Origin of the sequence: Streptomyces sp. NPDC059788, from assembly GCF_042732265.1 — a bacterium.
Taxonomy (GTDB): Bacteria; Actinomycetota; Actinomycetes; order Streptomycetales; family Streptomycetaceae; genus Streptomyces.
Genome location: NZ_JBHWHY010000054.1, coordinates 38,211 through 62,075 on the forward strand (window position 1 = coordinate 38,211; position 23,865 = coordinate 62,075).

The 23,865-nt window shown below is 71.3% G+C and carries 23 protein-coding genes; 14 read left to right on the forward strand and 9 right to left on the reverse strand.

Translation table 11 applies throughout. The features are described 5' to 3' along the window. Positions 1–153 precede the first annotated feature (153 nt). The 5 genes from ACFV57_RS35220 to ACFV57_RS35240 all read left to right on the forward strand — a co-directional run bounded on the left by ACFV57_RS35220 (position 154) and on the right by ACFV57_RS35240 (position 4,728). Positions 154–1,392, forward strand: coding sequence for a MurT ligase domain-containing protein (locus ACFV57_RS35220; protein WP_073762624.1), 1,239 nt, complete (start codon positions 154–156; stop codon positions 1,390–1,392). Positions 1,393–1,429: 37 nt separating this feature from the next. Further along, entirely contained in the window at positions 1,430–2,158 is a 729-nt protein-coding gene (locus ACFV57_RS35225; RefSeq protein WP_073762623.1) for a type 1 glutamine amidotransferase, read from the forward strand. Positions 2,159–2,348: 190 nt separating this feature from the next. Further along, positions 2,349–3,374, forward strand: a complete 1,026-nt coding sequence (locus ACFV57_RS35230) for a 6-phosphofructokinase (protein ID WP_385240744.1) — start codon at positions 2,349–2,351, stop codon at positions 3,372–3,374. A 108-nt stretch (positions 3,375–3,482) separates the two neighbouring features. Continuing rightward, positions 3,483–4,448: a cytochrome c oxidase assembly protein gene (locus tag ACFV57_RS35235; protein ID WP_385240747.1), complete on the forward strand. Its 966-nt coding sequence runs from the start codon at positions 3,483–3,485 to the stop codon at positions 4,446–4,448. A gap of 121 nt (positions 4,449–4,569) precedes the next feature. Then, entirely contained in the window at positions 4,570–4,728 is a 159-nt protein-coding gene (locus tag ACFV57_RS35240) for a hypothetical protein (protein ID WP_385240750.1), read from the forward strand. 107 nt (positions 4,729–4,835) lie between these two features. On the opposite strand, the gene ACFV57_RS35245 is transcribed toward ACFV57_RS35240, so the two are convergent. Further along, complete coding sequence (locus ACFV57_RS35245; RefSeq protein WP_385240753.1) at positions 4,836–5,420, reverse strand: dihydrofolate reductase family protein; 585 nt, start codon at positions 5,418–5,420, stop codon at positions 4,836–4,838. Between the two features lie 177 nt (positions 5,421–5,597). Between ACFV57_RS35245 and ACFV57_RS35250 the strand changes: the two genes are divergently transcribed. Further along, positions 5,598–6,173: a TetR/AcrR family transcriptional regulator gene (locus ACFV57_RS35250; RefSeq protein WP_385240756.1), complete on the forward strand. Its 576-nt coding sequence runs from the start codon at positions 5,598–5,600 to the stop codon at positions 6,171–6,173. 175 nt (positions 6,174–6,348) lie between these two features. Here ACFV57_RS35250 and ACFV57_RS35255 read toward each other — a convergent pair whose 3' ends face one another. Beyond that, positions 6,349–6,921 carry a hypothetical protein gene (locus tag ACFV57_RS35255; RefSeq protein WP_385240758.1) on the reverse strand — a complete coding sequence of 191 codons (573 nt, stop codon included), beginning with the start codon at positions 6,919–6,921 and terminating at the stop codon, positions 6,349–6,351. Between the two features lie 376 nt (positions 6,922–7,297). On the opposite strand from ACFV57_RS35255, the gene ACFV57_RS35260 reads away from it, so the two are divergent. The 3 genes from ACFV57_RS35260 (at position 7,298) to ACFV57_RS35270 (ending at position 10,529) form a co-directional block, all read left to right on the forward strand. Then, entirely contained in the window at positions 7,298–8,734 is a 1,437-nt protein-coding gene (locus ACFV57_RS35260; RefSeq protein ID WP_385240761.1) for a selenium-binding protein SBP56-related protein, read from the forward strand. 20 nt (positions 8,735–8,754) lie between these two features. Continuing rightward, the gene (locus ACFV57_RS35265) at positions 8,755–9,567 is read left to right on the forward strand and encodes an aminoglycoside adenylyltransferase domain-containing protein (RefSeq protein ID WP_385240764.1); all 813 of its coding nucleotides are present in this window, start codon (positions 8,755–8,757) and stop codon (positions 9,565–9,567) included. A gap of 242 nt (positions 9,568–9,809) precedes the next feature. Continuing rightward, the gene (locus tag ACFV57_RS35270; protein WP_385240767.1) at positions 9,810–10,529 is read left to right on the forward strand and encodes an alpha/beta hydrolase; all 720 of its coding nucleotides are present in this window, start codon (positions 9,810–9,812) and stop codon (positions 10,527–10,529) included. 100 nt (positions 10,530–10,629) lie between these two features. Here the strand turns inward: ACFV57_RS35270 and ACFV57_RS35275 are convergent, their stop codons facing one another. From ACFV57_RS35275 to ACFV57_RS35285, 3 genes are all read right to left on the reverse strand, one after another. Beyond that, positions 10,630–12,069 (reverse strand): MFS transporter, encoded by a 1,440-nt coding sequence (locus ACFV57_RS35275; protein ID WP_385240770.1) that lies wholly within the window; start codon positions 12,067–12,069, stop codon positions 10,630–10,632. Further along, complete coding sequence (locus ACFV57_RS35280) at positions 12,066–13,013, reverse strand: nucleoside hydrolase (RefSeq protein ID WP_385240773.1); 948 nt, start codon at positions 13,011–13,013, stop codon at positions 12,066–12,068. The genes ACFV57_RS35275 and ACFV57_RS35280 overlap by 4 nt, the downstream gene beginning before the upstream one ends. 294 nt (positions 13,014–13,307) lie before the next feature. After that, positions 13,308–14,921: an ATP-dependent DNA ligase gene (locus ACFV57_RS35285; RefSeq protein WP_385240776.1), complete on the reverse strand. Its 1,614-nt coding sequence runs from the start codon at positions 14,919–14,921 to the stop codon at positions 13,308–13,310. A 129-nt stretch (positions 14,922–15,050) separates the two neighbouring features. Between ACFV57_RS35285 and ACFV57_RS35290 the strand changes: the two genes are divergently transcribed. Beyond that, entirely contained in the window at positions 15,051–16,316 is a 1,266-nt protein-coding gene (locus ACFV57_RS35290) for a pentapeptide repeat-containing protein (protein ID WP_385240779.1), read from the forward strand. A gap of 22 nt (positions 16,317–16,338) precedes the next feature. Here the strand turns inward: ACFV57_RS35290 and ACFV57_RS35295 are convergent, their stop codons facing one another. Continuing rightward, positions 16,339–17,193 (reverse strand): helix-turn-helix domain-containing protein, encoded by an 855-nt coding sequence (locus tag ACFV57_RS35295; RefSeq protein WP_385240782.1) that lies wholly within the window; start codon positions 17,191–17,193, stop codon positions 16,339–16,341. A gap of 247 nt (positions 17,194–17,440) precedes the next feature. On the opposite strand from ACFV57_RS35295, the gene ACFV57_RS35300 reads away from it, so the two are divergent. Further along, entirely contained in the window at positions 17,441–18,199 is a 759-nt protein-coding gene (locus ACFV57_RS35300; RefSeq protein WP_385240785.1) for an SDR family NAD(P)-dependent oxidoreductase, read from the forward strand. Positions 18,200–18,270: 71 nt separating this feature from the next. Then, positions 18,271–19,074, forward strand: coding sequence for an SDR family NAD(P)-dependent oxidoreductase (locus ACFV57_RS35305; RefSeq protein ID WP_385240788.1), 804 nt, complete (start codon positions 18,271–18,273; stop codon positions 19,072–19,074). Between the two features lie 104 nt (positions 19,075–19,178). Here the strand turns inward: ACFV57_RS35305 and ACFV57_RS35310 are convergent, their stop codons facing one another. Then, positions 19,179–20,138, reverse strand: a complete 960-nt coding sequence (locus ACFV57_RS35310) for a LysR family transcriptional regulator (protein WP_385240791.1) — start codon at positions 20,136–20,138, stop codon at positions 19,179–19,181. A gap of 72 nt (positions 20,139–20,210) precedes the next feature. Here ACFV57_RS35310 and ACFV57_RS35315 point away from each other — a divergent pair, with 72 nt between their 5' ends. Beyond that, positions 20,211–20,600 carry a RidA family protein gene (locus tag ACFV57_RS35315; protein WP_385240794.1) on the forward strand — a complete coding sequence of 130 codons (390 nt, stop codon included), beginning with the start codon at positions 20,211–20,213 and terminating at the stop codon, positions 20,598–20,600. A gap of 78 nt (positions 20,601–20,678) precedes the next feature. Here the strand turns inward: ACFV57_RS35315 and ACFV57_RS35320 are convergent, their stop codons facing one another. Together ACFV57_RS35320 and ACFV57_RS35325 are read right to left on the reverse strand one after the other, a co-directional pair. Continuing rightward, complete coding sequence (locus ACFV57_RS35320) at positions 20,679–21,005, reverse strand: YkvA family protein (RefSeq protein ID WP_385240797.1); 327 nt, start codon at positions 21,003–21,005, stop codon at positions 20,679–20,681. A 258-nt stretch (positions 21,006–21,263) separates the two neighbouring features. After that, positions 21,264–22,403, reverse strand: a complete 1,140-nt coding sequence (locus ACFV57_RS35325; RefSeq protein WP_385240800.1) for an acyltransferase family protein — start codon at positions 22,401–22,403, stop codon at positions 21,264–21,266. Between the two features lie 509 nt (positions 22,404–22,912). On the opposite strand from ACFV57_RS35325, the gene ACFV57_RS35330 reads away from it, so the two are divergent. Then, positions 22,913–23,824 (forward strand): serine protease, encoded by a 912-nt coding sequence (locus tag ACFV57_RS35330; protein WP_385240802.1) that lies wholly within the window; start codon positions 22,913–22,915, stop codon positions 23,822–23,824. Positions 23,825–23,865: the final 41 nt, after the last annotated feature.

Consider the following 23,865-nt stretch of genomic DNA (forward strand, 5'->3'; position numbering starts at 1 on the left):
TCGCGGCACGGGTAGCGGGATTCGGGGCCGCCGCCGGATCTCGATAGGCTGATCCCCGACCGAAGCCTCCGGCCGGTCATCGGCTCCGGAGGAGGCGTTCCACCGGCAGCCCCAAGGGCGGGAGGGCGCCGGATGCAAGGAGGATCAAGGACGATGGCAGGCAACACGGAGCCGCTGTCGCCGCGGGCCAAGCTGGCCGTGACGGCGGGCAAGGCCGCGGCGGCGGTGTCGCGCGCGGCGGGCCGCGGCAGCGGATCGGTGATCGGCGGCAAGGTGGCGCTCCGGCTCGACCCCGACCTGCTGGCCCGGCTCGCCCGGCACCTGGACGTGGTGCTGGTGTCGGCGACCAACGGAAAGACGACCACGACGCGGCTGATCGCGGAGGCGCTGCGGGCCAGCGGCCCGGTGGTCTCCAACGCGCTCGGCGCCAACATGCCGGCGGGCATCACCTCCGCGCTGGCCGGCGGCTCCGACGCCCGCTTCGGCGTGATCGAGGTGGACGAGAAGTACCTGGCGGGCGTGGCGCGGGACGTGACGCCCAAGGCCATAGCGCTGCTGAACCTCTCGCGCGACCAGCTCGACCGCGCCGCGGAGACCCGGATGCTGGCCGAGCACTGGCGGGAGGGGCTCTCCGGCTCCAAGGCGCTGATCATCGCCAACTGCGACGACCCGCTGATCGTGTGGGCGGCCTCGTCGTCGGCGAACGTGGTGTGGGTCGCGGCGGGCCAGGAGTGGAAGGACGACGCCTGGTCGTGCCCGTCGTGCGGCGGTGTGATGCAGCGCCCCGGCGACGACTGGTTCTGCGGCGAGTGCGGCTTCCGCCGTCCGACGCCGAGCTGGGCGCTCTCCGGCGACCACGTGCTCGACCCGCACGGCAGCGCCTGGCCGATCCGGCTCCAGCTGCCGGGCCGGGCGAACAAGGCGAACGCGACGACGTCGGCGGCGGTCGCCGCGGCGTTCGGCGTGCCGCCGCAGGTCGCGCTGGAGCGGATGTACTCGGTCCAGGCGGTCGCGGGCCGCTACGACGTGGTGTCGTTCATGCAGCGGGACCTGCGCCTGCTGCTGGCGAAGAACCCGGCGGGCTGGCTGGAGACGTTCTCGCTGATCGATCCGCCGCCGACGCCGGTGATCCTTTCGGTGAACGCGCGGGGCGCGGACGGCACGGACACCTCCTGGCTGTGGGACGTCGACTACACCCGGCTGGCCGGTCACCCGATCTTCGTGATCGGCGACCGCAAGCTGGACCTGGCGGTCCGCCTGGAGGTCGCGGGCCTGGACTTCCGGGTGTGTGACACGGTGGACGAGGCGGTGCAGTCGGCTCCTCCGGGCCGTATCGAGGTCATCGCCAACTACACGGCCTTCCAGGACCTTCGCCGACGGGTGGGGAACTGACGTGAACCAGCGACCTTCACGACAAGGACGAGCGAGCATGAGTGACAACAGCCTGCGGCTGGTGTGGATCTACCCGGACCTGCTGAGCACCTACGGGGACCAGGGCAACGCCCTGGTGGTGGAGCGCCGGGCCCGCCAGCGCGGCCTGGACGTCCAGCGCCTCGACGTCCGTTCCGACCAGCAGATCCCCACCTCCGGCGACATTTACCTGATCGGCGGCGGCGAGGACCGGCCGCAGCGGCTGGCGGCGGAGCGGCTGCGCCGCGACGGCGGCCTGAACCGCGCGGTCTCCAACGGCGCGATCGTCTTCTCGGTGTGCGCCGGCTACCAGATCCTGGGCCACGAGTTCATCAACGACCTCGGGGAGCGGGAGCAGGGCCTGGGCCTGCTGGACGTGGTGAGCACCCGCGGCGAGGGCGAGCGGTGCGTCGGTGACGTGCTGGGCGACATCGACCCCCAGCTCAACCTGCCGCCGCTGACCGGTTTCGAGAACCACCAGGGCGTGACCCACCTCGGGCAGACGGCCCGCCCGTTCGCCCGGGTCCGCTTCGGCAAGGGCAACGGCGTCGGCGACGGCTACGAGGGCGCGTACAACGACACCGTCTTCGGTACGTACATGCACGGCCCCGTCATGGCCCGCAACCCGCACATCGCCGACCTGCTGATCAAGCTGGCGCTGGACGTCAACGCGCTGCCCCCGGCCGACGACCGCTGGTACGAGGCGCTGCGGCAGGAGCGGATCGCCGCGGCCACGCAGCCCGCGTAACGATTCGCCGCACTTCCGTACGCCCGCGGTGTCCGCACTGCGGGCGTACGTGTACCGCAGGGCCCCTGCGCTTGTAGGGTGAGCGCCATCCAACCGGACGACGGAGTCCGGGCGTCCGGTCGAGAGCCTGCGCCCGCGCCCGGCCGTGGCCCGGCGGGCAGGCTCTGATGTGCAGAGGGTCTGCGAAACAATGCGTATTGGTGTGCTCACCTCCGGCGGCGACTGCCCCGGGCTGAACGCCGTCATCCGCTCCGTCGTCCACCGCGCCACCGCCGACCACGGCGACGAGGTGATCGGGTTCCGGGACGGCTGGAAGGGCCTGCTGGAGTGCGACTACCGCAAACTGGACCTGGAGGCCGTAGGGGGCATCCTGGCGCGCGGCGGCACCATCCTGGGCTCCTCCCGGGTGCAGCCCGCGCAGCTGCGCGACGGGGTGGAGCGGGCCCGCGGGCACGTGGCCGACCTGGGCCTGGACGCGATCATCCCGATCGGCGGCGAGGGGACGCTGAAGGCGGCCCGGCTGCTGTCCGACGCCGGGCTGCCGATCGTCGGCGTGCCCAAGACCATCGACAACGACATCGCCGCGACCGACGTCACCTTCGGCTTCGACACGGCGGTGGGCGTGGCCACCGACGCGCTGGACCGTCTGAAGACCACCGCGGAGTCGCACCAGCGCGTACTGATCGTCGAGGTCATGGGCCGGCACACCGGCTGGATCGCGCTGCACTCCGGGATGGCGGCGGGCGCGCACGCCATCGTCGTGCCGGAGCGCCCGTTCGACGTGGCGGAGCTGACCCGCAAGGTCGGTGAGCGCTTCGAGGCGGGCAAGAAGTTCGCGATCGTGGTGGTCGCCGAGGGCGCCAAGCCGCGCGAGGGCTCGATGGCCTTCGACGTGGGCGGCACCGACGTCTACGGGCACGAGCGGTTCGCCGGGGTGGCCCGGCAGCTGTCCCTGGAGCTGGAGCGGCGGCTCGGCAAGGAGGCCCGCGCGGTGATCCTGGGCCATGTGCAGCGGGGCGGCACGCCGACCGCGTACGACCGGGTGCTGGCGACCCGCTTCGGGTGGCACGCGGTGGAGGCGGCGCACCGCGGCGCGTTCGGGATGATGACGGCGCTGCGCGGTACGGACATCACGCTGGTGCCGCTGGCCGAGGCCGTGGAGACGCTCAAGACGGTGCCCGCCGAGCGGTACGCCGAGGCGGAGTGCGTGCTGTAACTCCCCGCGGTCCGCCACCCGGCGGTCCGGACCGCCCCCGGCCGTGGCCCCGGCCGGGGGCGGTTCTAGTCTGGTCGCGGAGTATCGGTACGAATCAGGAGCGAGCGGATGGATCACGGCGGGCACGGCATGGACATGGATCTGCCGCCGTTCACGCTGGGGCGCGGCATGGAGTTCGGCGGAGACCCGTTCTTCCTCGTCGGCTGCCTGGTGGGGCTGATTCTGTACGGCTGGGCGGTGCTGCGGCTGCGGCGGCGCGGTGACCACTGGCCGGTGGGCCGGACGGTCGCCTGGGTCGTCGGGGTCGTGACGGTGGCGCTGGTGATGTGCACCAAGCTCAACGACTACGGCATGGCCATGTTCAGCGTGCACATGGTGCAGCACATGGTGATCAGCATGCTGTCGCCGATCCTGCTGCTGCTCGGCGCGCCGGTGACGCTGACGCTGCGGGCGCTGCCCGCGGCCGGGCGGGGCCGCAAGGGCCCGCGGGAACTGCTGGTGGCGCTGCTGCACAGCCGGTACATGCGGGTGATCACGCACGCGGCGTTCACCATCCCGATGTTCATCGCGAGCCTGTACGCGCTGTACTTCACGCCGCTGTTCGACTTCCTGATGCAGTCCAGGGCCGGGCACATCGCGATGATGGTGCACTTCCTCGCGGTCGGCCTGGTCTTCTTCTGGCCGATCATGGGTGTGGACCCGGGGCCGCACCGGCCGGGGTACGTGATGCGGATGCTGGAGCTGTTCGCGGGGATGCCCTTCCACGCGTTCTTCGGTATCGCCCTGATGATGGGCACCGAGACGATGATCAAGACGTTCGAGAACCCGCCGGCCTCCCTGGGGATCGACGCGCTGAGCGACCAGAGCGCGGCCGGCGGCATCGCCTGGGCCTTCAGCGAGATCCCGTCGGTGCTGGTGCTCGTCGCGCTGCTGTACCAGTGGTACAAGTCCGAGGAGCGGCAGAACCAGCGCAAGGACCGCGCGGCGGCGCGGGACGGCGACCAGGAGCTGGCCGCCTACAACGCGTACCTGGCCTCGCTCCAGGCCCGCGGTCAGGGCGGACGCGCCGGGTGACCGGCGGGTGACCACAGGTCACGCACGGGAGCTGGCGGTACGGGCCGCGGCCGGGGACGATGTCCTCAAGGCCGCGGCCCGTGGCGTTGCGCTGCCGGGCCGCCGTGAGGAGGTTGCGGGGATGCCCCGATCCAGTAAGGCGATGGCAGCGTGCACGGTCGGCGGGCTGGTCGTGGCGACGGCCTACACCGCGGCGCTGGGCGGCAGTGGCTGGCTCTGGTTCTCCTGGGTGGTGCTGGCCCTGGTCACGATCGGTGTCGTGGCGGCGCGGCCGTCCTGAGACCGGCGGACACCCGGTCACCACGGAAGACGCTGACACGGTCCGGGACGGCGCAGGTACGCGACGAGGAGCCCGGGCGGCGCTCCGGGCTCTTGTCGGGCAGCGGGTCAGCGCTTGCGGGTGTACTTCCTGACCAGTACGCCGTTGCCGAAGGCGCGGACGGAGTCCAGCGTGAACTCCGTGACCGCGAAGTCCGCGCCGAACATCGGCATGCCGGAGCCGTAGACCTCCGGGTAGGTCTTGATCACCAGCTCGTCGACCTCGTCGAGCAGCTCGCCCGCGAGCTGCGAGCCGCCGCAGAGCCAGATGCCCAGGCCGCTTTCCTCGGCCTTGAGGGCGCGGACGGCGCCGACGAGGTCGTCCCTGATCAGGTGCACGTTCGGGTCGGGCGACTCGTCCAGGCCGCGCGAGGCCACGTACTCGCGCAGGTGGCCGTACGGGCTGGTGAGGCCGGCGTCCAGCCCCACCTGGTAGCTGCCGCGCCCCTGGACGACCGTGTCGAACTCCCGGTTCTCGACGTCGTGGAAGTTCAGCACGGCACGGCCCTCGGCCGAGACGGTCTCCGGGTATTCCGTCTTGAGGAACTCCAGGAACTCCTCGTTCACGTAGCGCATCATCGACGACGCGTCACCGTTCGGGTCGCCGATGAAGCCGTCGATCGAGCAGGCCACGAAGTAGGTGAGCTTGCGCAAAGTGGTCCTCGTTTCCGCTGGCGATGCGGCGGGCGCATCGCGGCCAGGGTGGGGCGGTGGCGGCGCGGGACGTGTCCCCCGGCTTGACCACTTCGCATATAGTGCTTCAGGTGTAGTGGTTGCGCAAGCCTTTTGTTCGGAGAGACACGCAGCGGGGGACCGTAAGGAGAGATACGCATGGCCAAGAACCCGGAGCGCAGGACCGCTCTCGTCGACGCCGCCATCGAGGTACTGGCGCGCGACGGGGCGCGCGGGCTCACCTTCCGCGCGGTCGACGCCCAGGCGGGCGTCCCGGTCGGTACGGCGTCCAACTACTTCGCGAGCAGGGACGACCTGTTCACCCAGGCGGGCAGCCGCATCCACGTACGGATGACACCCGACCCGGCGCAGGTCGGCGAGGCGATGCGGCCGGAGCCGAACCGGGAACTGGTCACCGGCCTGATGCGGTGGCTGGTCCGCCGCATGAGCGACGAGCGCACCGGCTATCTGGCCCTGCTGGAACTGCGCCTGGAAGCCACCCGCCGCCCTGCCCTCCAGGCCGAACTGAACCGCGCCGTGCGCACCGCCTTCGAGGAGAGCGTGCGGTTCCACCTGGACTCCGGACTGCCCGGCGACGCGGACACCGTGCTGGTCCTCTACCTCGCCATGACGGGGCTGCTGCTGGAGCACTTCACGCTGCCCGACATGCTCGCCGACGGCGACCTGGACAAGCTGGTGGAGATGGTGGTCGGGCGCATCGTGCCGGAGGGGTGAGGGGCGGCGGGAGCCGCCGGCCCCGCTTCCGCGGCACCCCGAACCAGGGGCGGGCCGGACGTCCGCACCGGCACCGCCCCTGGCCGACGGGCGGGCCGATCGTCTGTACCGGCACCGCCCCCGGTCAACGCGTCACCCGCGGACCGCGGCACGACGGCCGTGCGTCAGCCCCGGCTCAGGAGTGGGCGACATCCACGATGAGCTTGTCCTTCTGCTGGACGACACGGAACGGGAGCCGCTTCTGCACTCCCAGACCTATCTGTGTGTCGCCCTCGAAACTGGCCGCGTACCGGGTGTCCTTGAAGGTCCGGTAGCCCTTAATGTCCACGCCCGGAAGCGGCTTGCCCGCCTTGCCCGGGTACGTCGACTTGCCCGTCCCCGGGTCGTAGCTCGGCGCCGCCACCCGGATCTCCAGGATGGCCCCGCCGCCGACCGGGATGCGGTCGCCCGAGCCGTCCTGGTGGAGGGCGTCGACATAGCCGATCCGGTATCCGACCGGCTTGCCGCCCGCGGTCGGTATGTCGAAGACCATCCGGTCGTAGCAGTCGTGCTGCCCCGTCCTGATCTTCGTCAGCGGCTGGTGGTCACCCGCGTCGGCGGACTTCAGGGCGCTCCCCCAGTCGCCGGTGTCGCACTTCGCCGACGGCGCGGCCCCGGTCGCCGGTGCCGCCGTCGCCGCCACCGTCGTCGCCGACACCGCCGCGCCTGCCAGCACGATCGCGGTCAGCACAGTGCCCAATCGTCGCATTGCTACCCCGTATCCCATCGATCTCGTCGATCTCGTTGCCACCATCGGATTTCGACGGCTCGTACTCCACGTGAACCGACCGGTCGGATCCGGCCGGTCCGTACTTGCGATCATTGCGCACGGGTCCGACAACGGGGCATCACAGCAGTGACTTTCAGCCGCGGCCCGGCCGCCCGCGGCAGGCGCGCCCTTGGCGGCGAAAACGCCCTGTGCGACGCTCGCAGCCATGGCGGAGCCGGGCCCGGGCGCGCCGCCCCGCCGGCACCGGTTCGCACGCATGCCGATACGGCCGCCCGGCACGGACAGCACGGCGCGGCCCCCGCCCGGCCGGCCGACGGGCCGAGGAGGCGGCCACAGAGCCAAGGAGAGCCCCAGGATGACCACTTCCGATCACGCCGGCCGGCCCTCGCACGCCGCCCACACCGACCCCACCCTCTACCGCACCCCTTCCGACGCCATCGCCGCTCCCCCGGAGAAACTCGCCTACGTCGTCGGTTTCGACCGTGGCGCCCGGCGCCCGGACGCGCTGATCGTCGTCGACACCGACCCCGCGTCGGATTCCTACGGACGGGTGCTGCACCTCGCCGACGTCCCCGGCCTGGGCGACGAACTCCACCACTTCGGTTGGAACGCGTGCTCCAGCGCCCTCGCCCACGAGGGGCACCACCAGCCCGAACGGCGCTACTTACTGGCCCCGGGCCTGCGCTCCTCCCGGCTGCACGTCTTCGACACCCGGCCGGACCCGGCCCGCCCCCGCCTGGTGAAGGTGCTCGAACCCGCCGAACTGGCCGACAAGGCGGGCTACTCACGGCCGCACACCCTCCACTGCGGCCCCGGCGGTGTGCTGCTCTCCTGCCTCGGCGGGGCGAACGGCGACGACGGTCCGGGCGGCGTCGCGCTCCTCGACCACGAGACCTTCGGCGTACTGCGTGCCTGGGAGACGGACCGCGGCCCGCAGCGCCTGGCCTACGACGTCTGGTGGCACCTTCGGCACAACATCGCGGTGACCAGCGAGTGGGGCACCCCGTCGATGGTCGAGAACGGCGTCGACCCCGATCTGCTGCTCGGCCGCGCCTACGGGCACGCGCTGCACTTCTGGGAGCTGGACTCCGGCCGCCACCTGCAACGCCTCGACCTGGGCGACGAACACCAGATGGTCCTGGAACTGCGGCCGGCCCACGATCCCGCGGCGACGTGGGGCTTCGCGGGCGTCGTGGTGAGCGTGGCGGACCTGTCGGCCTCGGTGTGGCTGTGGCACCGCGAGGACGACGGACGGTTCACGGCGCACAAGGTCATCACGATCCCGGCGGAGCCCGCCGAGGAGGACGGGCTGCCGCCCGCGCTCAAGCCGTTCGGCGCGGTGCCGCCGCTGGTCACCGACATCAACCTGTCGGTGGACGACCGCTGGCTGTATGTGTCGGCCTGGGGCACCGGCGAGCTGTTCCAGTTCGATGTCAGCGACCCCTTCCACCCCCGCAGGACCGCCTCCGTCCGGCTCGGCGGCATCACCGCCCGGCAGCCGCACCCGGCGGCCCCCGGCCTGCCGCTGACCGGCGGCCCGCAGATGGTCGAACTCAGCCGCGACGGGCGCCGGGTGTACCTCACCAACAGTCTGTACGGCGCGTGGGACGACCAGTTCTACCCCGACGGCATCCACCCCTGGCTCGCCAAACTCGACGCCGACACGGAGCACGGCGGCCTCACCCCGGACCCCCGTTTCTTCCCGCACGGCGAGGACTTCCGCGGGCTGCGCGTCCATCAGACGCATTTGCAGGGCGGGGACGCGTCGTCCGATTCGTACTGCTATCGCTGACCACGGGGAAGGGACAAGGGGTGCATCCTTCGGCGGAGGCCGTGGTGCGCGGCTTCCTCGCGCACGCGGACCGGCTGCGTCCCGGCCTGATCGAGGGGCTGTATCTGACGGGGTCGATCGCCCTGGCGGACTTCCGGCCGGGGCGCAGCGATGTCGATTTCGTGGCCGTCACCGCCCGGCGTCTCTCGGCGGCGGATGTCGCGGCCCTGGAACAGGCGCACGCCGAAACGCGCGGCCGGCACCGGCGCCCGCACTTCGACGGCATCCACGTCACCTGGCAGGACCTGGCCGCGGATACCGCCTCCTGTCCCGGCGTCCCGTACACGCTCCAGGGAAAGTTCCGTACGGACGGCGCTTTCGAGGTCAACCCGGTGACCTGGGCCGTCCTCGCGAAGAACGCCGTTTCCGTGCGCGGCCCCGCACCCGGCGCTTTCGAGGTCGCCGCCGGCCCCGCCGCCCTGCGCGCCTGGACGCTGGAGAACCTCGACCGCTACTGGCGGGCCTGGCACATCGGGCACCGCAAGCCGTTGTCACTGATGGGCCTGGCCGGGCTGAGCGGTTGGGCGACGGCCTGGGGTGTGCTCGGCGTCAGCCGCCTCCATTACACGCTCGCCACCGGGGAGATCACGTCCAAGGGCGGCGCCGGCCGCTACGCCCTGGAGACGTTCCCGCCGGACCGGCACCCCGTGATCGAGGAGGCGCTGCGCATCCACAGGTCCCTGTCCGCTCCCCCAGCCGTCCCCTCCCGTCCCCTGCGCAACCCTTTCGCCCGTCGCAGAGCCTCCACGGACTTCGTCGCGATGGTGGTCGAAGACGCGACGGCGCCCCGCTGAGCCGATGGCATCCGGATGTCGAAATCCGTTGCCGGGGCACCCCCGATGTCGAATCCCGCGCAAGGAAAAGGCAGTGGCGCAGGGTGTGGCGCGTCGTGTTGCATGCTCGCTCAGGAGGCCGCGCCCGGGCGTGAGTTCGCTCCGGCCTTCCCGGTCCAGGCCGGTGCCCCGCGACCACGCGTGCCGCGCGCCTGCCGACCCCGACCGCCGCTTTCGTTCCGACCATCAGGAGCATCACCCCCATGCCCAACGCCGCAGCCCGCCCGTCGTTCCTCCTCGTCCACGGCGCCTGGCACCGGTCCACCTGCTGGGCCGACCTGCAGGACGCCCTCGCCGCCGACGGCCGGGAGTCCCACACCGTCGATCTGCCCGGCTCCGGCCCGCAGGGCACCCCGACCGCCGGTGTGTTCGACGACGCCGAGGCGATAGCCGCGCGGCTGCGCGAGATCGAAGGGCCGGTGGTCGTCGTCGGCCACTCCTACGGCGGCATCCCCGTCACCGAGGCCGCCGCCGGTCACGCGCACGTCGCCCACCTCGTCTACCTCGCGGCGTACATGCCCGCGGAGGGCGAGTCGCTCGGCAGCCTGCACGGCCGCGACGCGTCCAAGGGCGTGGACCTCGAAGGCCTCCAGCCGCCCGTCTTCGAGGACCCGCGTGCGTCGCTGTACGGGGACCTGCCGGACGACGTGGCCGAGCGGGCCCTCGGGCGGCTCGTCGAGCAGAGCCGGCGGTCGTTCCAGGAGCCGGTGACCCGCGCGGCCTGGCGGACCGTGCCCTCCACCTACGTGATCTGCGAAGACGACCGGGCGCTCCGGCCCGCGATGCAGACGAAGATGTCCGCGAACGCCACGCACGTCGAACGGATCGGCACCGGCCACTCACCGTTCCTGGCCGCACCGGCCGAACTGGCCGCCCTGCTCGGCCGGATCGCCGACACCGCCGTTCCGGGGCGGCACGCCTAGGCTCCGTCGCCGAAGACCCGCGCGGGGGCTGCCACGTACGACGGCCCGGTCGCTCCTCGGGCGAGGAGGGACCGGGCCGTCCGATGGCGCTCGGCGGACCTCACGCGGGCGCTTCGGCCTCCACCGGCTTCGGGATGAGGAACGACGCCGCGACGGCGACGGCCATGATGACGACCCCCGCGATCATTCCGGCGGTGTAGCCGGAGGCGGACGACGGGTCGTCGGCCGGGACGGCGGTCTTGACCGCGTACAGGGCGGCGAAGCTGAGGCCGGAGCCGAGGTTGAAGGCACCGGCGTTCAGGCCGGGCAGGAAGCCCGGGTTCTCCTTGGGCGAGAGCACGATGCCGAGCCCGTTGAGAACGATGTTCGCCACGCCCGCGTAGGTGATGCCCACCAGGATGGAGGCGGCCAGCAGCAGCCCCCGGGAGTGGGCGGAGAGCGTGACGATCATCAGGACGACGGTCGCCGCCGCGCCGATGAGCCCGAGCCGCAGGACCCGGCCGTACCCGTACGTCGCCGCGAGCCGCCCGGCGATGGGGCCCATGGCGAGGCCGGCGATGGCGTACGGGGTCAGCGTCCACCACGCGGACTGCTCGGCCGACATCCCGAGCCCGGCCTGCGCGTCCTGCGCGAAGGCCGGGATGAGCCCGTTCATGACGGCGAAGACGCCGGTCATCGTCAGCATCGTGGTCAGCAGCGTCGCCCAGGTCGAGCGCTGCCGCAGATGCCGCGTCGCGACCAGGGGGTGCCCGGTGCGGTCCTCGGTCCGCCAGAACAGCCAGAACGCGAGTGCCGCCACGACCACGAGGACCGCGATGAGCGGCCAGTTCGCTGCGGCCAGCTTGCCCGCCTCGTTGAGCGCGACGAGCAGCGAGCCGACGGACACCACGAGCAGGGCGACACCCGGCCAGTCCATCCGGTGGCTGTCGGGCGCCTTGGACTCGGGGGTCATGACCGCGACGAGGGCGGCGGCGATCGCGGCGACGACGGCCATGGCCCAGAAGACCGCGGCGAAGCCATGCCGGTCGGCGAGGTAGCCGCCGGCCAGGGAGTCGATGCCGGCGATGCCGCCGTTGACCGCGGTGATCATGCCGAGCAGCGTGCCGTACCGCTTGGGCTCGGTGACCTCGACCCGCAGCATGATCAGGCACAGCGGTACGGTCGGCCCGGACACGCCCTGGATGACGCGGCCGACGAACAGCATCGGCACGCTCTGCGCGAGCGCGGCGACGACACAGCCGACGACCATCAGGGCCATCATCCCGGCGAGCACCTTGCGGCGGCCGAGGATGTCGCCGAGCCGCGGCAGGAACAGCGAGAACAGCGCCGCGGAGGTGAAGAACGCGGTCTGGGTGAGCCCGATCTCGGCCGAGGTGGCGCCGAGGCTGTCCTCGATGCTCTTCAGCGCGGGGCTGAGCATACTGGCGTTGAGCTGGAAGGCGATGCACGCCGTCAGCAGCGCGGTGACCAGCACCCCGATCCGTACGGAGCGCCCCGGACCCGCCGTTTCGGCGGGCCGGGCGGTGTGCGGGGCGCTCATGCCTCGACGTCGCCGATGCGCTGGAGGGCGTCCACCACCAGGTTCCAGAACCGCTCGTGGTCCAGCTTGACGGCGACCTGGGTGCGGCAGTCCTCGGGGATGGGCCAGCGGAAGTCGGTGACGGTCATGCCCATGGTCAGGCCGCCGGTCAGCTCGATGTCCACCGGGGCCTTGCGTACGGTCATCACGTCCGGGTCGATGACGTAGGCGACGGCGCACGGGTCGTGCACCGGCGGGTACTCGAAGCCCTGGTTCTCCCGGTAGGCGTCGCGGAAGAAGTCGAGCAGTTCCAGGACGAAGGCGGCGGGCCCGGTGCCCACGTCGGCGATCTTCTTGGTGACCTCGGGGGTCGCCAGCGCCTGGTGGGTCAGGTCGAGGCCGACCATGGTCACGGGCCAGCGCTCGTTGAAGACGATGTGCGCGGCGTGCGGGTCGATGACGATGTTGAACTCGGCGACCGCGCTCCAGTTGCCCTCGTGGTAGCCGCCGCCCATCAGGACGACCTCGCGGACGCGCTCGGCGATCCGGGGCTCCTTGCGCACGGCGAGGGCGATGTTGGTCAGGCCCGCGGTCGGAACGATGGTGATTTCGCCCGGTTCGTGCGACATCACCGTGTCGATGATGAGGTCGACGGCGTGCCGGCGGTCGAGTTCGATGTTCGGCTCGGGCAGGTCCGGGCCGTCCAGTCCGGTGTCACCGTGGATCTCGGGTGCGTTCTCGATGGTCCGGACGAGGGGCCGCGGGCTGCCGGCCGCGAAGGGCACACCGGTGATACCGGCGATGCGGGCCACGGACAGCGCGTTGCGGGTGACCTTCTCCAGGGTCTGGTTGCCGACCACGGTGGTGACGGCGACCAGGTCGATGTCGGGATTGCCGTACGCCAGGAGCATGGCGATCGCGTCGTCGTGCCCGGGGTCGCAGTCGAGAATGATCTTTCTGGCCAACGGAAGAGCCCCTTTGCTCAGCTGAAGGTGTTGAAGTGGATCTTGGGGTGCACAGCAGAAGGGCTGTTACCGGAGAGCACGTTCGGACGACGGTGCGCCGACCGGGCGGGCGAGGCCGACCGCGGCTGGTGCCACCGGACACCTCCCCTTCGACACGGATCGGGAAATCGATTTCATGGAGGCGCTGCCTCCATCCAAGGCCCTGACCAGCGGACGAGGCCCTGTCCTGTCATAGTGCCAGAGCAGGCGGGCATGGCGGACATCCGGGCTCCGGGCCCGGTCGCCGCGCCCCGGTCAGCCCCCGGCGCCGGGCTCCGGCGGGGCGTCCGGCTCCTCGGCCGGACTCCCGCCGCCGGCCGCGCCCGGCACCGGCCGGTCGTGCGCGGCGAGCACCGTCTCCACCGTGTCCGCCTCGGCGGCCGTCTTGTCTTCGCGATAGCGCAGCACCCGGGCGAACCGCAGCGTGACGCCCGCCGGGTAGCGGGTCGAGGTCTGCAGGCCGTCGTAGGCGATCTCGACGACCAGCTCGGGGCGTACGGTCACGACGTAACCGCTCTCGTCCACGGCCAGCTCGCGCAGGCGTTCCGTCTGCCAGGCGAGGGTGGCGTCGGTGAGGCCCTTGAAGGTCTTGCCGAGCATGACGAACGTGCCGTCCGGGCCGCGCGCGCCGAGGTGGAGGTTGGAGAGTTTGCCGGTGCGGCGGCCGTGCCCCCATTCGGCGGCCAGCACCACCAGGTCGAGTGTGTGCACCGGCTTCACCTTCAGCCAGGCGGCGCCACGGCGGCCCGCGCTGTAGGGCGCGTCCAGCGCCTTGACCATGACGCCCTCGTGGCCCCGCCGCAGCGTCTCGGCCCAGAACTCCTCGGCGGCCTGCCGCGCCGCGGTGTCGGCCGGGTCGCCGACCACCGTACGGCGGACGCGCCGTTCCTCCGGGACCAGCCGGACCAGCTCCGCGTGCCGCCGGTCGCCGGGCAGATCCAGGAGGTCACGGCCGTCCACGGCGAGGACGTCGAAGAAGACCGGGGACAGCGGCAGCGCGGCCCGCGCGGCGGCCACGTCCACGCGCGAGCCGAAGCGGCCCGCGATCCGCTGGAACGGCAGCGGACGCCCGTCCTCGCCGAGCGCGATCACCTCGCCGTCCAGCACGAAGCACGGCACGTCCAGGGCGAGCGCGGCCTCGGTGATCTCCGGGAGCCGGTCGGTGACGTCGTCGAGGGTGCGGGTGTAGATCCGTACGTACGAGCCGTCCCGGTGCACCTGCACCCGGATGCCGTCCAGCTTCTCCTCCACGGCGCACCTCCCGGCCTTGTCGACCGCCTCGGCCAGGGATTTCGCCCCGTGCGCCAGCATCGGCCCGACGGGGCGCCCCACGGTGAGCCGGAAGTCCGCCAGCGCCGCGGGCCCCTCGGCGAGCAGACCGCGGGCCACCTCCTCCAGGGACCCGGCCAGCATCACGGCCCGCCGTACGTCCGCGACAGGTGCCTCGGACGCTGACGCGATCGCCTCGGTGGCGACGGCGTCGAGCGCGCCCTGCCGTACCTCGCCGGTCAGCAGGCCGACGAGAAACCGCTGCTCCTCCTCGGTCGCCAGGGCCAGCAGTTCCTGGACCAGGCGGCGCCGCTCGGCCTGCGAGCCGGGCCCCGCCACGGCTGCCAGGGCGGTCAGGGCGGCGTCGGTGCCGAGAACCGTGAGCGTGCCGGTGCCGGCGGCCGGTACGGAGTCCCCGAGGACGCTCCAGCCGACTCCGATACGGCCCTGCGGCAGCCGCCCCGCCAGGTAGGCGATGGCCACCGGCGCGTCGTCCGGTTCGGCCTGGCGGAACAGTTCGGCCAGCAGCTTGATCTTCTGGGACCGCGCCGCGGTGGCGGCGACCTCCCCGGACACCTGTGCGAGACGGGCCAGCAGCATGCCAACATCCTGCACCGGCGCCGCCGCGAGCGCCCCCGCACGGATCACCGGGGCCGCCGCGCCGGGGCCGGTGGACGGCCTTCGCGGGACGACGGGTTCCACCGGCCCGCCGCGGACATGATGTACGGCATGAAGCCGGTGAAGCGGTATCTCCTGCTCGTCCTCCTGGCCGCCGCTGCCGCCGGTTACACCCTGCTCCTGTGGCACGGACCCTGGTGGATCGACGGCGCCCATCTGCGCACCCGCGACCTCCAGCCCGCCGACGGCGTCGTCATCACCGGCTTCCGGACCGCCCTGGTCGCCCTCGGCGCCGGGCTCATCGCCGCGATCGGCCTCTACTACACCCACCGCACCTTGCAGCACACCCGCGACAAGGACCGGGAGCAGGCGGACATCAGCCGCGAAGGGCAGGTCACCGACCGGTACGTCGAGGCGATCAAGCTGCTCGGCTCACAGAACCTCACCGAACGGCTGGGCGGGATCTACGCGTTGCGGCGCATCATGCACGACTCGCGCAAGGACCACGTCACGGTCGTGAACGTGCTGGCCGCCTACGTACGTACGCACAACCGCGCCCCCGGGAGCGGGCCCGGCGGGCACCCAGCAGGCACCGGCCATCCGGCCGGGCCGGACCAGGGGCCCGACCAGGGATTCGGGCAGGGGCAGGGATTCGGGCCGGGGCAAGGACAGGGCCGCGGGCCGGTGCAAGCCCGCGGCCACGCCACGGGCCCGGCCGGGCAGCACCGCACCTACCCGCTGCCCGAGGACATCCGTACCGCCCTCACCGTGATCTCCGACCGCCCGCCGCGCAACCTCCCCGGCGAGCGCGTCGACCTGCGCGGCATCGACTTCCGCCGGGCCGACCTGCGCACCATGAGCTTCCGGGGGATGGACCTCGCGGGTGCGGACTTCCGGGAGGCGGATCTGCGCGGAGTCACGCTGCGGGGCGCCGACCTGTCCGGCGCCGGCTTCCGGGAGGCCAACCTGCGCGCCGCCGACCTCACGGACGCCGACCTGACCGAGGCCGACCTCCAGGAAGCGAACTTGCGGGACGCCAAGCTGGCCCGGTCGGTGTTGCGGGGCGCGAACCTCCAGGTGGCCGACCTGACCGAGGCCGACCTCATGGGTGCCGTACTCACCAAGGCCAATCTGCGCGGCGCGAACTTCCTCTACGCGGACCTGACCGCGGCCGAACTACAGCACGCCGACCTGCGCGGAGTCGACCTCCACAACGCGGACCTGGGCAGGGTCCCCCTGTCGGCACACGGCTACCTGGCCGTGGACCAGCTCCTGCGGACCACCCTCCGCCGCTCGACCAGGCTGCCTCCTGAGCTGGCCCGGGACCCCGAGGTGCTGGCCCGGGTGGCCTTCTGCGAGTCCGCGCGGCAGCCGTGACACCGCGGGGCCCCGGGGGGACTCACCGGGGTCGGTGGTGACGGGGTTCGGCCCCGCGCCGGGTGGCGTGCAGGGAGCCGAGGAGGCCGAGGGCCTGGGCGCTGGGGCTGCCCGGTTCGGCGTGGTAGATGACGAGCTGCCGGCCGGGGGCGTCGCGTACGTCGAACGCCTGGTACGTGAGGGTGAGCGGGCCGACGTCCGGGTGCAGGAGGTGCTTGGCGTCCCGGCTCTTGCCGCGCACGGCGTGGGCGCTCCAGAGGCGGGCGAACTCCGGACTGTGCCCGGCGAGGGTACGGACGAGTTCACGCAGCCGCGGATTGCCCGGATCGCAACCGGCCGCCTGGCGCAGGTTGGCGACGGTGGCCTCGGCCGCCCGCTCCCAGTCGGCGTAGAAGTCCCGGCCCGCGGGGTCGGCGAAGGCCATACGGGCCAGGTTGTCGGCCGGCTCGAACGGGGCGAAGAGGGCATCGGCCAGGGCGTTGGCGGCGAGGATGTCCAGGGTCCTGCCGAGGACGAACGCCGGGGTGTTCGGGTAGCCGTCCATCAACTGGCGCAGCTCCGGGCCGACCCGCTCGGCGGTTCGGGCGACGGGCGGTTCGCCCGGGGTGGCCCCGGCCAGCCGGCACAGGTGCGTCCGGGCATCCGTTTCGAGGCGCAGCGCGCGGCTGAGGGCGTCGAGCACCTGAGGTGAGGGGTTGCGCTCGCGCCCTTGTTCCAGGCGCGTGTAGTAGTCGGCGTTCACACCGGCGAGCACGGCGACCTCCTCACGGCGCAGTCCGGCGACCCTGCGGGCCCCGTAGCTCGCCATACCGATGTCCTCCGGCCGCAGGCCGGCACGGCGTGCGCGCAGGAAGTCTCCCAGGTGGTTGTCGTCCATGGGCTCAGGCTAGGCGGCAGTCCGACGTGCTGCCTGGGTGTGCCACACCCAGGCAGCACACGTCCTGGTCGACCGCTGTCGGCCTGCACAGACTCGGTGGCGCGGGACAGCACCGCGGCGATCGCACGACGGCACGACGGCACGACGGCATCCGGAAGTCGGCGCCCCGCATCGCACCCCGGCAACCCGGCCCCCGGTAACCCGGCTTCGTAGCTCCCCAGCACCAACAACAGGCAAGGACCCATCGATGGCAGCACAACGACTCGACGGCAAGGTCGCGCTGATCACCGGCGCGACCGGCGGCATCGGCTCCGCGACCGCCGAACTCTTCGCCCGCGAAGGCGCCCGGCTGGTCATCACCGATGTCGCCGAGGGGCCGCTGCGGGACCTGGCCGCGCGGATCGAGGCGCGCGGCACCGAGGTCGCCGCCGCCCGGCTCGACGTCTCCTCGGCGCGGGAGTGGGACGAGGTGATCACCCTCGTACGCGACCGGTTCGAAGCGCTGGACGTGCTCGTGAACCTCGCCGGCATCGTGGACTGGCCGGGCGTCGAGGACACCCGGGAGGAGGCGTGGGACCGCGTCATCGACGTGAACCAGAAGGGCACCTGGCTCGGCATGCGGGCCGCGATGCCGCTCCTGCGGGCGAGCGGCGACGCGTCGGTGATCAACACGTCGTCGGTGCTCGGACTCGTGGGAAGCGGCGCGGCGACGGCGTACCAGGCGTCCAAGGGCGCGGTGCGCCTGCTCAGCAAGACGGCGGCGGTCGAGTACGCGCGGCAGGGAGTACGGGTCAACTCGGTGCACCCCGGAGTGATCGCCACGCCGATGATCCAGGACGTCCTGGACGAACACGGCGACCAGCAGCCGGACATCCGGCGCACCCCGATGCGCCGGGCGGGCCGCGCCGACGAGATCGCACCCGCGATCCTCTTCCTCGCCTGCGCCGACTCGTCGTTCGTCACCGGCTCGGAACTCGTGGTCGACGGCGGCCTCACCGCGCACTGAACACCCGGCCCGCACCACGAGCACCTGCCGTACTCCGCACATCCTCTCCCCCAAGGAACAAGGCACACCCCATGTCACCTGTACCCCCTCCCACTTCGCCCACCGAATCCACGGAATCCATCGAATTCACCGAATCCGCGGAATTCGCCGGAAAGGTCGCCCTCGTCACCGGAGCCGCACGCGGCGTCGGCAAGGAGACCGTCGCGCTCCTCCACGCCCGCGGAGCCCGCGTCGTCGCCGTCGACGTACGCCCCGACCTCAAGTCCCTGCCGGACGAGTTTCCCGGCGTCCTGACGATGAACGGCGACATCACGCGGGAAGAGACCGCCTCCCGGGCGGTACGGGCGGCCGTCGACGCCTTCGGCGGCCTGGACATCCTGGTGAACAACGCCGGCCGCACCCTGAACCGGCCCGTCACCGAGACCACCGCCGAGGACTGGGACACGCTGATGGCCGTCAACGCCCGCGGCTCCTTCTTCTTCGCCCGCGAGGCGTTCCGCGCGATGAAGGCCCGCGGCGGCGGCTCCATCGTCAGCACCGGTTCCTACACCTGCACCGTCGCCCTGCCCGAGGGCGCCGCCTACAGCGCGTCGAAGGGCGCTTTGGCCCAGCTGACCAAGGTGCTCGCCGTGGAGGGCGGCCCCCTGGGCATCCGGGCCAACATCGTTGCCGCGGGCGTCATCGAGACCGATTTCCTCGACTCGTTCCGCTCCGACAGCCGCGCGTACCTGGCGTCCTTCGCCGACGCGCATCCCCTGGGCCGCGTGGCACACCCCGGGGAGATCGCCGAAGTCCTGTGCTTCCTCGCCTCGCCCCGCGCCGCTTTCGTGACGGGCGCCGTCGTCGCCGCCGACGGTGGCATCACCGCGGTCTAGACCCGCAGTCGTTGCTTCAGCTTACGGACGCAAGCTGAAGCAACGGCATCGCATCCAGACCGTGTCGCCATCCCGGGCGGGTGCCGCGCTGCCGCGACTCCGGATCATGACGCCTTCGTCGTCGTCCCTGTCTTCGCCTTCGTCGTGTTCGTCGTGTTCGTCGTCTTCGTCGTCGAACCCGCCACCGTTGCCAGGAAGTGCGCGACCAGGGGGTTCGGATCTTTTTTGCGCCAGGCCGCGGCGGCTCGCGTGCGCGTGGTGTCGGGGGTGATCCGGCGGAAGGCGACGCCCTTGAGGCGGATGCGGCGGATGCCCTCCGGGGCCAGTGACACGCCCAGGCCGGCTTCCACCAGGGCGCAGACGGTCTGCCATTCCACGGCGTGCTGGGCCACCCGGGGCGTGAAGCCCGCCGCGGTGCACAGGCCGATGATCTGGTCGTGCAGCCGCGGGCCGACGGCGCGGGGCAGGAGCACGAAGGGCGAGTCCGCCAATTGCCCGACGCGGGCGACGCGTTGGGACGCCACGGGGTGCGCGGACGGCAGGACGGCCACGAAGGGCTCGGTCAGGACGGTCTCGAAGCCGAGTTCGGGGTCGTCAGCGGGCGGCTCGCGCAGCAGGCCGACATCGATGGTCCTGTCGTGCAGGGCGGCGAGCTGCGGCGCGGTGGTCATCTCGTGGATGTCCAGACGGACGTCGGGAAACCGTTCCGCGAAGGTGCGCAGCAGGCCGGGCAGGACCGTCAGGGCGAGGGACGCGGCGAAGCCGATGCGCAGCCGGCCGGCGTTGCCGCTGCCGACCTCCCGGGCCGCGGTCAGGCCGTCCACAAGGGTGGTGAGGGCCCGACGGGCCGCGGGGAGCAGTTCGCGGCCGGCCGGGGTGAGCGTGACGCGTCCTGGGTGGCGGCCGAACAACGGGTGCCCGACCTTGTCCTCCAGGCGGCGGATCTGCTGGCTCAGCGGCGGCTGCGCGATGCCCAGGCGGGTGGCGGCGTGGCCGAAGTGGAGTTCTTCGGCGAGCACGACGAAGGCGTGCAGCTGCGCGAGGGGTAGCTCGGGGCGCTCCATATCTATAGAGATATCACCCCATGCCGTAGGCAGTATTGGACGTATCCGGACGCGACACTTAGCGTTCGGCGCATGACAGAACGACGTGCGATCCTCAGTGGCTCGGCCTTCGAGGAGCAGATCGGCTATGCCCGTGCCGTGGTCGACGGCGACTGGGTGCACGTGTCCGGGACGACCGGATTCGACTACGCCACCATGACGATCTCCGACGACGTGGTGGAGCAGGCCGCGCAGTGCCTGCGCAACATCGATGCCGCGCTGACCGAGGCGGGGAGTTCCTTCGCCGACGTGGTGCGGGTGCGCTATCTGCTGCCCGACCGGGCCGACTTCGAGCCCTGCTGGCCGGTGCTGCGGCATGCCTTCGGCGACGTCAGGCCGGCGGCCACGATGCTCGTGTGCGGTCTCGCGGACCCCCGCATGAAGATCGAGATCGAGGTGTACGCGCGACGGGCCACCGCGTAACCGGTGACCGAGGGTCCTGCCTGCCGGTCACGTCCCTCGGTCACGCCCCTCGCGCGGCTGCGGCGTGACCGAGAGGTGTCACGCCCCGGCCTCGATGCCCGGCGACGACGAGGACCGCTTCCCCTTGCGTACGCCCGAGGCCTCGGCCGCCGCCTGGAGCGAGCGCAGGGCCAGCAGGAGCACCCCGATGTCGTCGAGCAGGACCGGGTCGGGCAGCAGATCGACCGGCGAGATCACATAGAGCAGCGCCCCCCAGTACGCGATCTTGTTCTCCAGAGGTACGCCCGCGTCGCGCAAGGCGCCGCGCGCGCGGACCACCTTGACCAGCAGCACGATCGCCGCGCCGACCATCGCCGCGAGCAGCACTGCCAGGATCACCACGATCGCCCACATCTCACCGCTCATCCCTGACGTCTTCCCTCCGGCGCGCGTGAAATGCCGACTGCCACCGGCATTCTTCTTCCGGTGCGGCCCGCCACCCGTGTCAACGAGCGAACAGGGGTGACGAAACGGCGTACGCGGGTATGGGGAAAGGCCTACGGGTTACGGCGTACGGATAGCGGCGCAGGGGCGCAGCGGCGTATGGGTTGCGGTTTACGTCTGATGGCATACGCGACCGGCGGGGCCAGAGTTTCCTGTGGGCCGCTCCGGCATTCACATTCTTCAGTGCAGCAATTCCGGATCGGGCTTGCGTTCCTCACGCACGATTTCCCGGCGTTTCTCCACCGGTGCCACCGGCATTTCCCCCCGCGAGTGAAACCGCATCTCCTCCACGCTCTTCTGCATGGCCACCCGCATTTTTTTGCCCAGCGGCCGTTCCACGAACCGGTGCACCAGCCAGGAAAGGCCCAGCATGAGAACGACGATCGCCGGCAGCAGTACGAGCGCGGGCACCCGGTTGCGCAGCAGGTCGATGAGGGTGAAACCCACGTACATGTGCAGCAGGTAGAGCGGATAGGTGAGCGATCCGGCCGTGGACAGCCAGCGCCATTGGAGCTTGTCGAACCACCCGAGCGCGATGGCGGCCATCAGGGCGAAGGCGGCCAGGACAGCCAGCCGCACCGGCCAGCCGTGCGCGATGTCCGCCTTCGCGCCGAGGTTCATCACCAGCCGGCCGCGCAGATAGTGCTGGGCGAGCAGGAAGGAAACCGCGACGATCGCCCACAGCAGAGCGGTGGGCCGGAATCGGTGCATGAGGTAGAAGGCGATGCCCGCGATGAAGTACGGGGAGTACGGCGCTATGGCCCACACCGAGAGCAGATCGCTGTTGGCCTTCAGTGCCACCACCCCGGCCACGGTCCACAGGCCGCAGAAGAGCACACATCTGCGGTAGTTGACCCCGCGGAACACCACGACCGCGAACAGCAGGTAGAACTTCAGCTCGATGAACAGCGTCCAGTAGGCGTCGTCCACGTCGGGTACGCCGACCCCTTGCTGGAGCATGGTGAGGTTCGTCAGGACCGTTTCCCAGTTGTCCGCGGTGCGGACGTTCGGCCATACCGTCAGGACCGCCGCCGTCAGCAGCACGGCGACCCAATAGGCCGGATAGAGACGGGAAACGCGTGAGGTCACGAAATCGCCGAGCGAACGCCCCCACGCGCTCATGCAGATGACGAAGCCACTGATCAAGAAGAAGACCTCGACGCCCAGCCAGCCGTACTCCGACAGGTGGTAGACGAGCGGGGAGAATGCCTGCGGGTCCTCGCCCCAGCCGTCGCGCAGGGTGATGTAGTGATACGCGAGGACCATCAGGGCTGCCAGCAGGCGCAGTCCGTCCAGGACACGCAGTCTGGGCCGCCGCACCTCTCCCTGCGGGCCGGGAGGGTGTTGGGGCGCAGCGTAAAGCATCCGGGTCCTTAACGACGGTGCGGCGGCGACGTGTCCGAGTTTTACGGTAAACGGCAGAAAATGCGCGAGCGGATCGCGGAGTTTAGCGTACGACATCCGCCCTGCCTCATGTCCAGGACGTTTCGTGGACTTCCCCGAGTCGGCTGCGGCGCAGGTCAACGCGGTATAACGGAACACTGCCGTCCGCGTTCCTGAGAAATGCATGAGAAATCTGAACGGTGGCCAACCGTGTGGTCGGGAATGGTCCCACCTCCGCCGCGGCACCACATGCCCGCGCCACCCCACATGCCCGCCTCGCCCCCGCACGCCCGTTCTGCCCTGCTCCCCACCGGTTTTCCGCCGCCGGGACCCGAACAAAATTCCGCCGGTTACGGCGAAGTTGTTGCCAGCAGCCTCGGTTGCCCCAACAATGCGCACGTCAAAGCCGAAGGAACTTCGGCCACAGATCCTGAGAGGACCCCCACATGAGAAGCCCTCTCGTCGGTGCCCTGGCCACGGCCGTCCTGGGTACCGCGGCCCTCGTGGGCACCGCCGGAACCGCCGGTGCGGCCACGACGTCGGACGCCGCCGGTCATACGGCGACGGCTCAGCTCCAGCACACGGCGGACACCACGCTCACCACGTCCCGGGCCGCGGCTCCCAGAGCCGTGAACTTCGCCGGTACGGTCGCGCTCAGCAACTGCTCGGGGTCGATCGTCCGCATGCCCACCTCGACCGACAACGACCCCGCGCTGGTCCTGTCCAACGGACACTGTCTGGAAGGCGGGATGCCCGGCGCGGGCGAGGTCATCGTCGACCAGCCGTCCAGCCGCAGCTTCACCGTGCTCAACGCCTCGGCGGGCAACCTCGGCACGGTCCGCGCCACCAAGGTCGTCTACGGCACGATGACCGACACCGATGTCTCGCTCTACGAACTCTCCTCCACCTACGCCCAGATAAAGCAGCGCTACAACATCAAGGCGCTGGACATGGCCACCACGCACCCCGTCAAGGGCAACGCCATCAGCGTCGTGTCCGGTTACTGGAAGAAGACCTACAACTGCAACGTGGACGGCTTCGCCCACCGGCTCAAGGAGGGCGACTGGACCTGGAAGGACTCGGTCCGCTACACCGCGCCCTGCAAGGTCATCGGCGGCACCTCCGGCTCGCCGGTGATCGACGTCGCCTCCGGCAAGGTGGCGGCCGTCAACAACACGATCAATGAGAGCGGCCAGCGCTGCACGCTCAACAACCCGTGCGAGGTGGACGCCAACGGCCAGGTGAGCGTGCGCCGGGGCATCGGCTACGCCCAGGAGACGTACGAGATACCCAAGTGCTTCGGCACGGGCAACAAGCTGGACCTGGGACGGCCGGGCTGCGTCCTGCCCAAGCCGTAGCGGGTCACGGTCCTCGCACCGGCGGGCACCCCCCGTGCCCG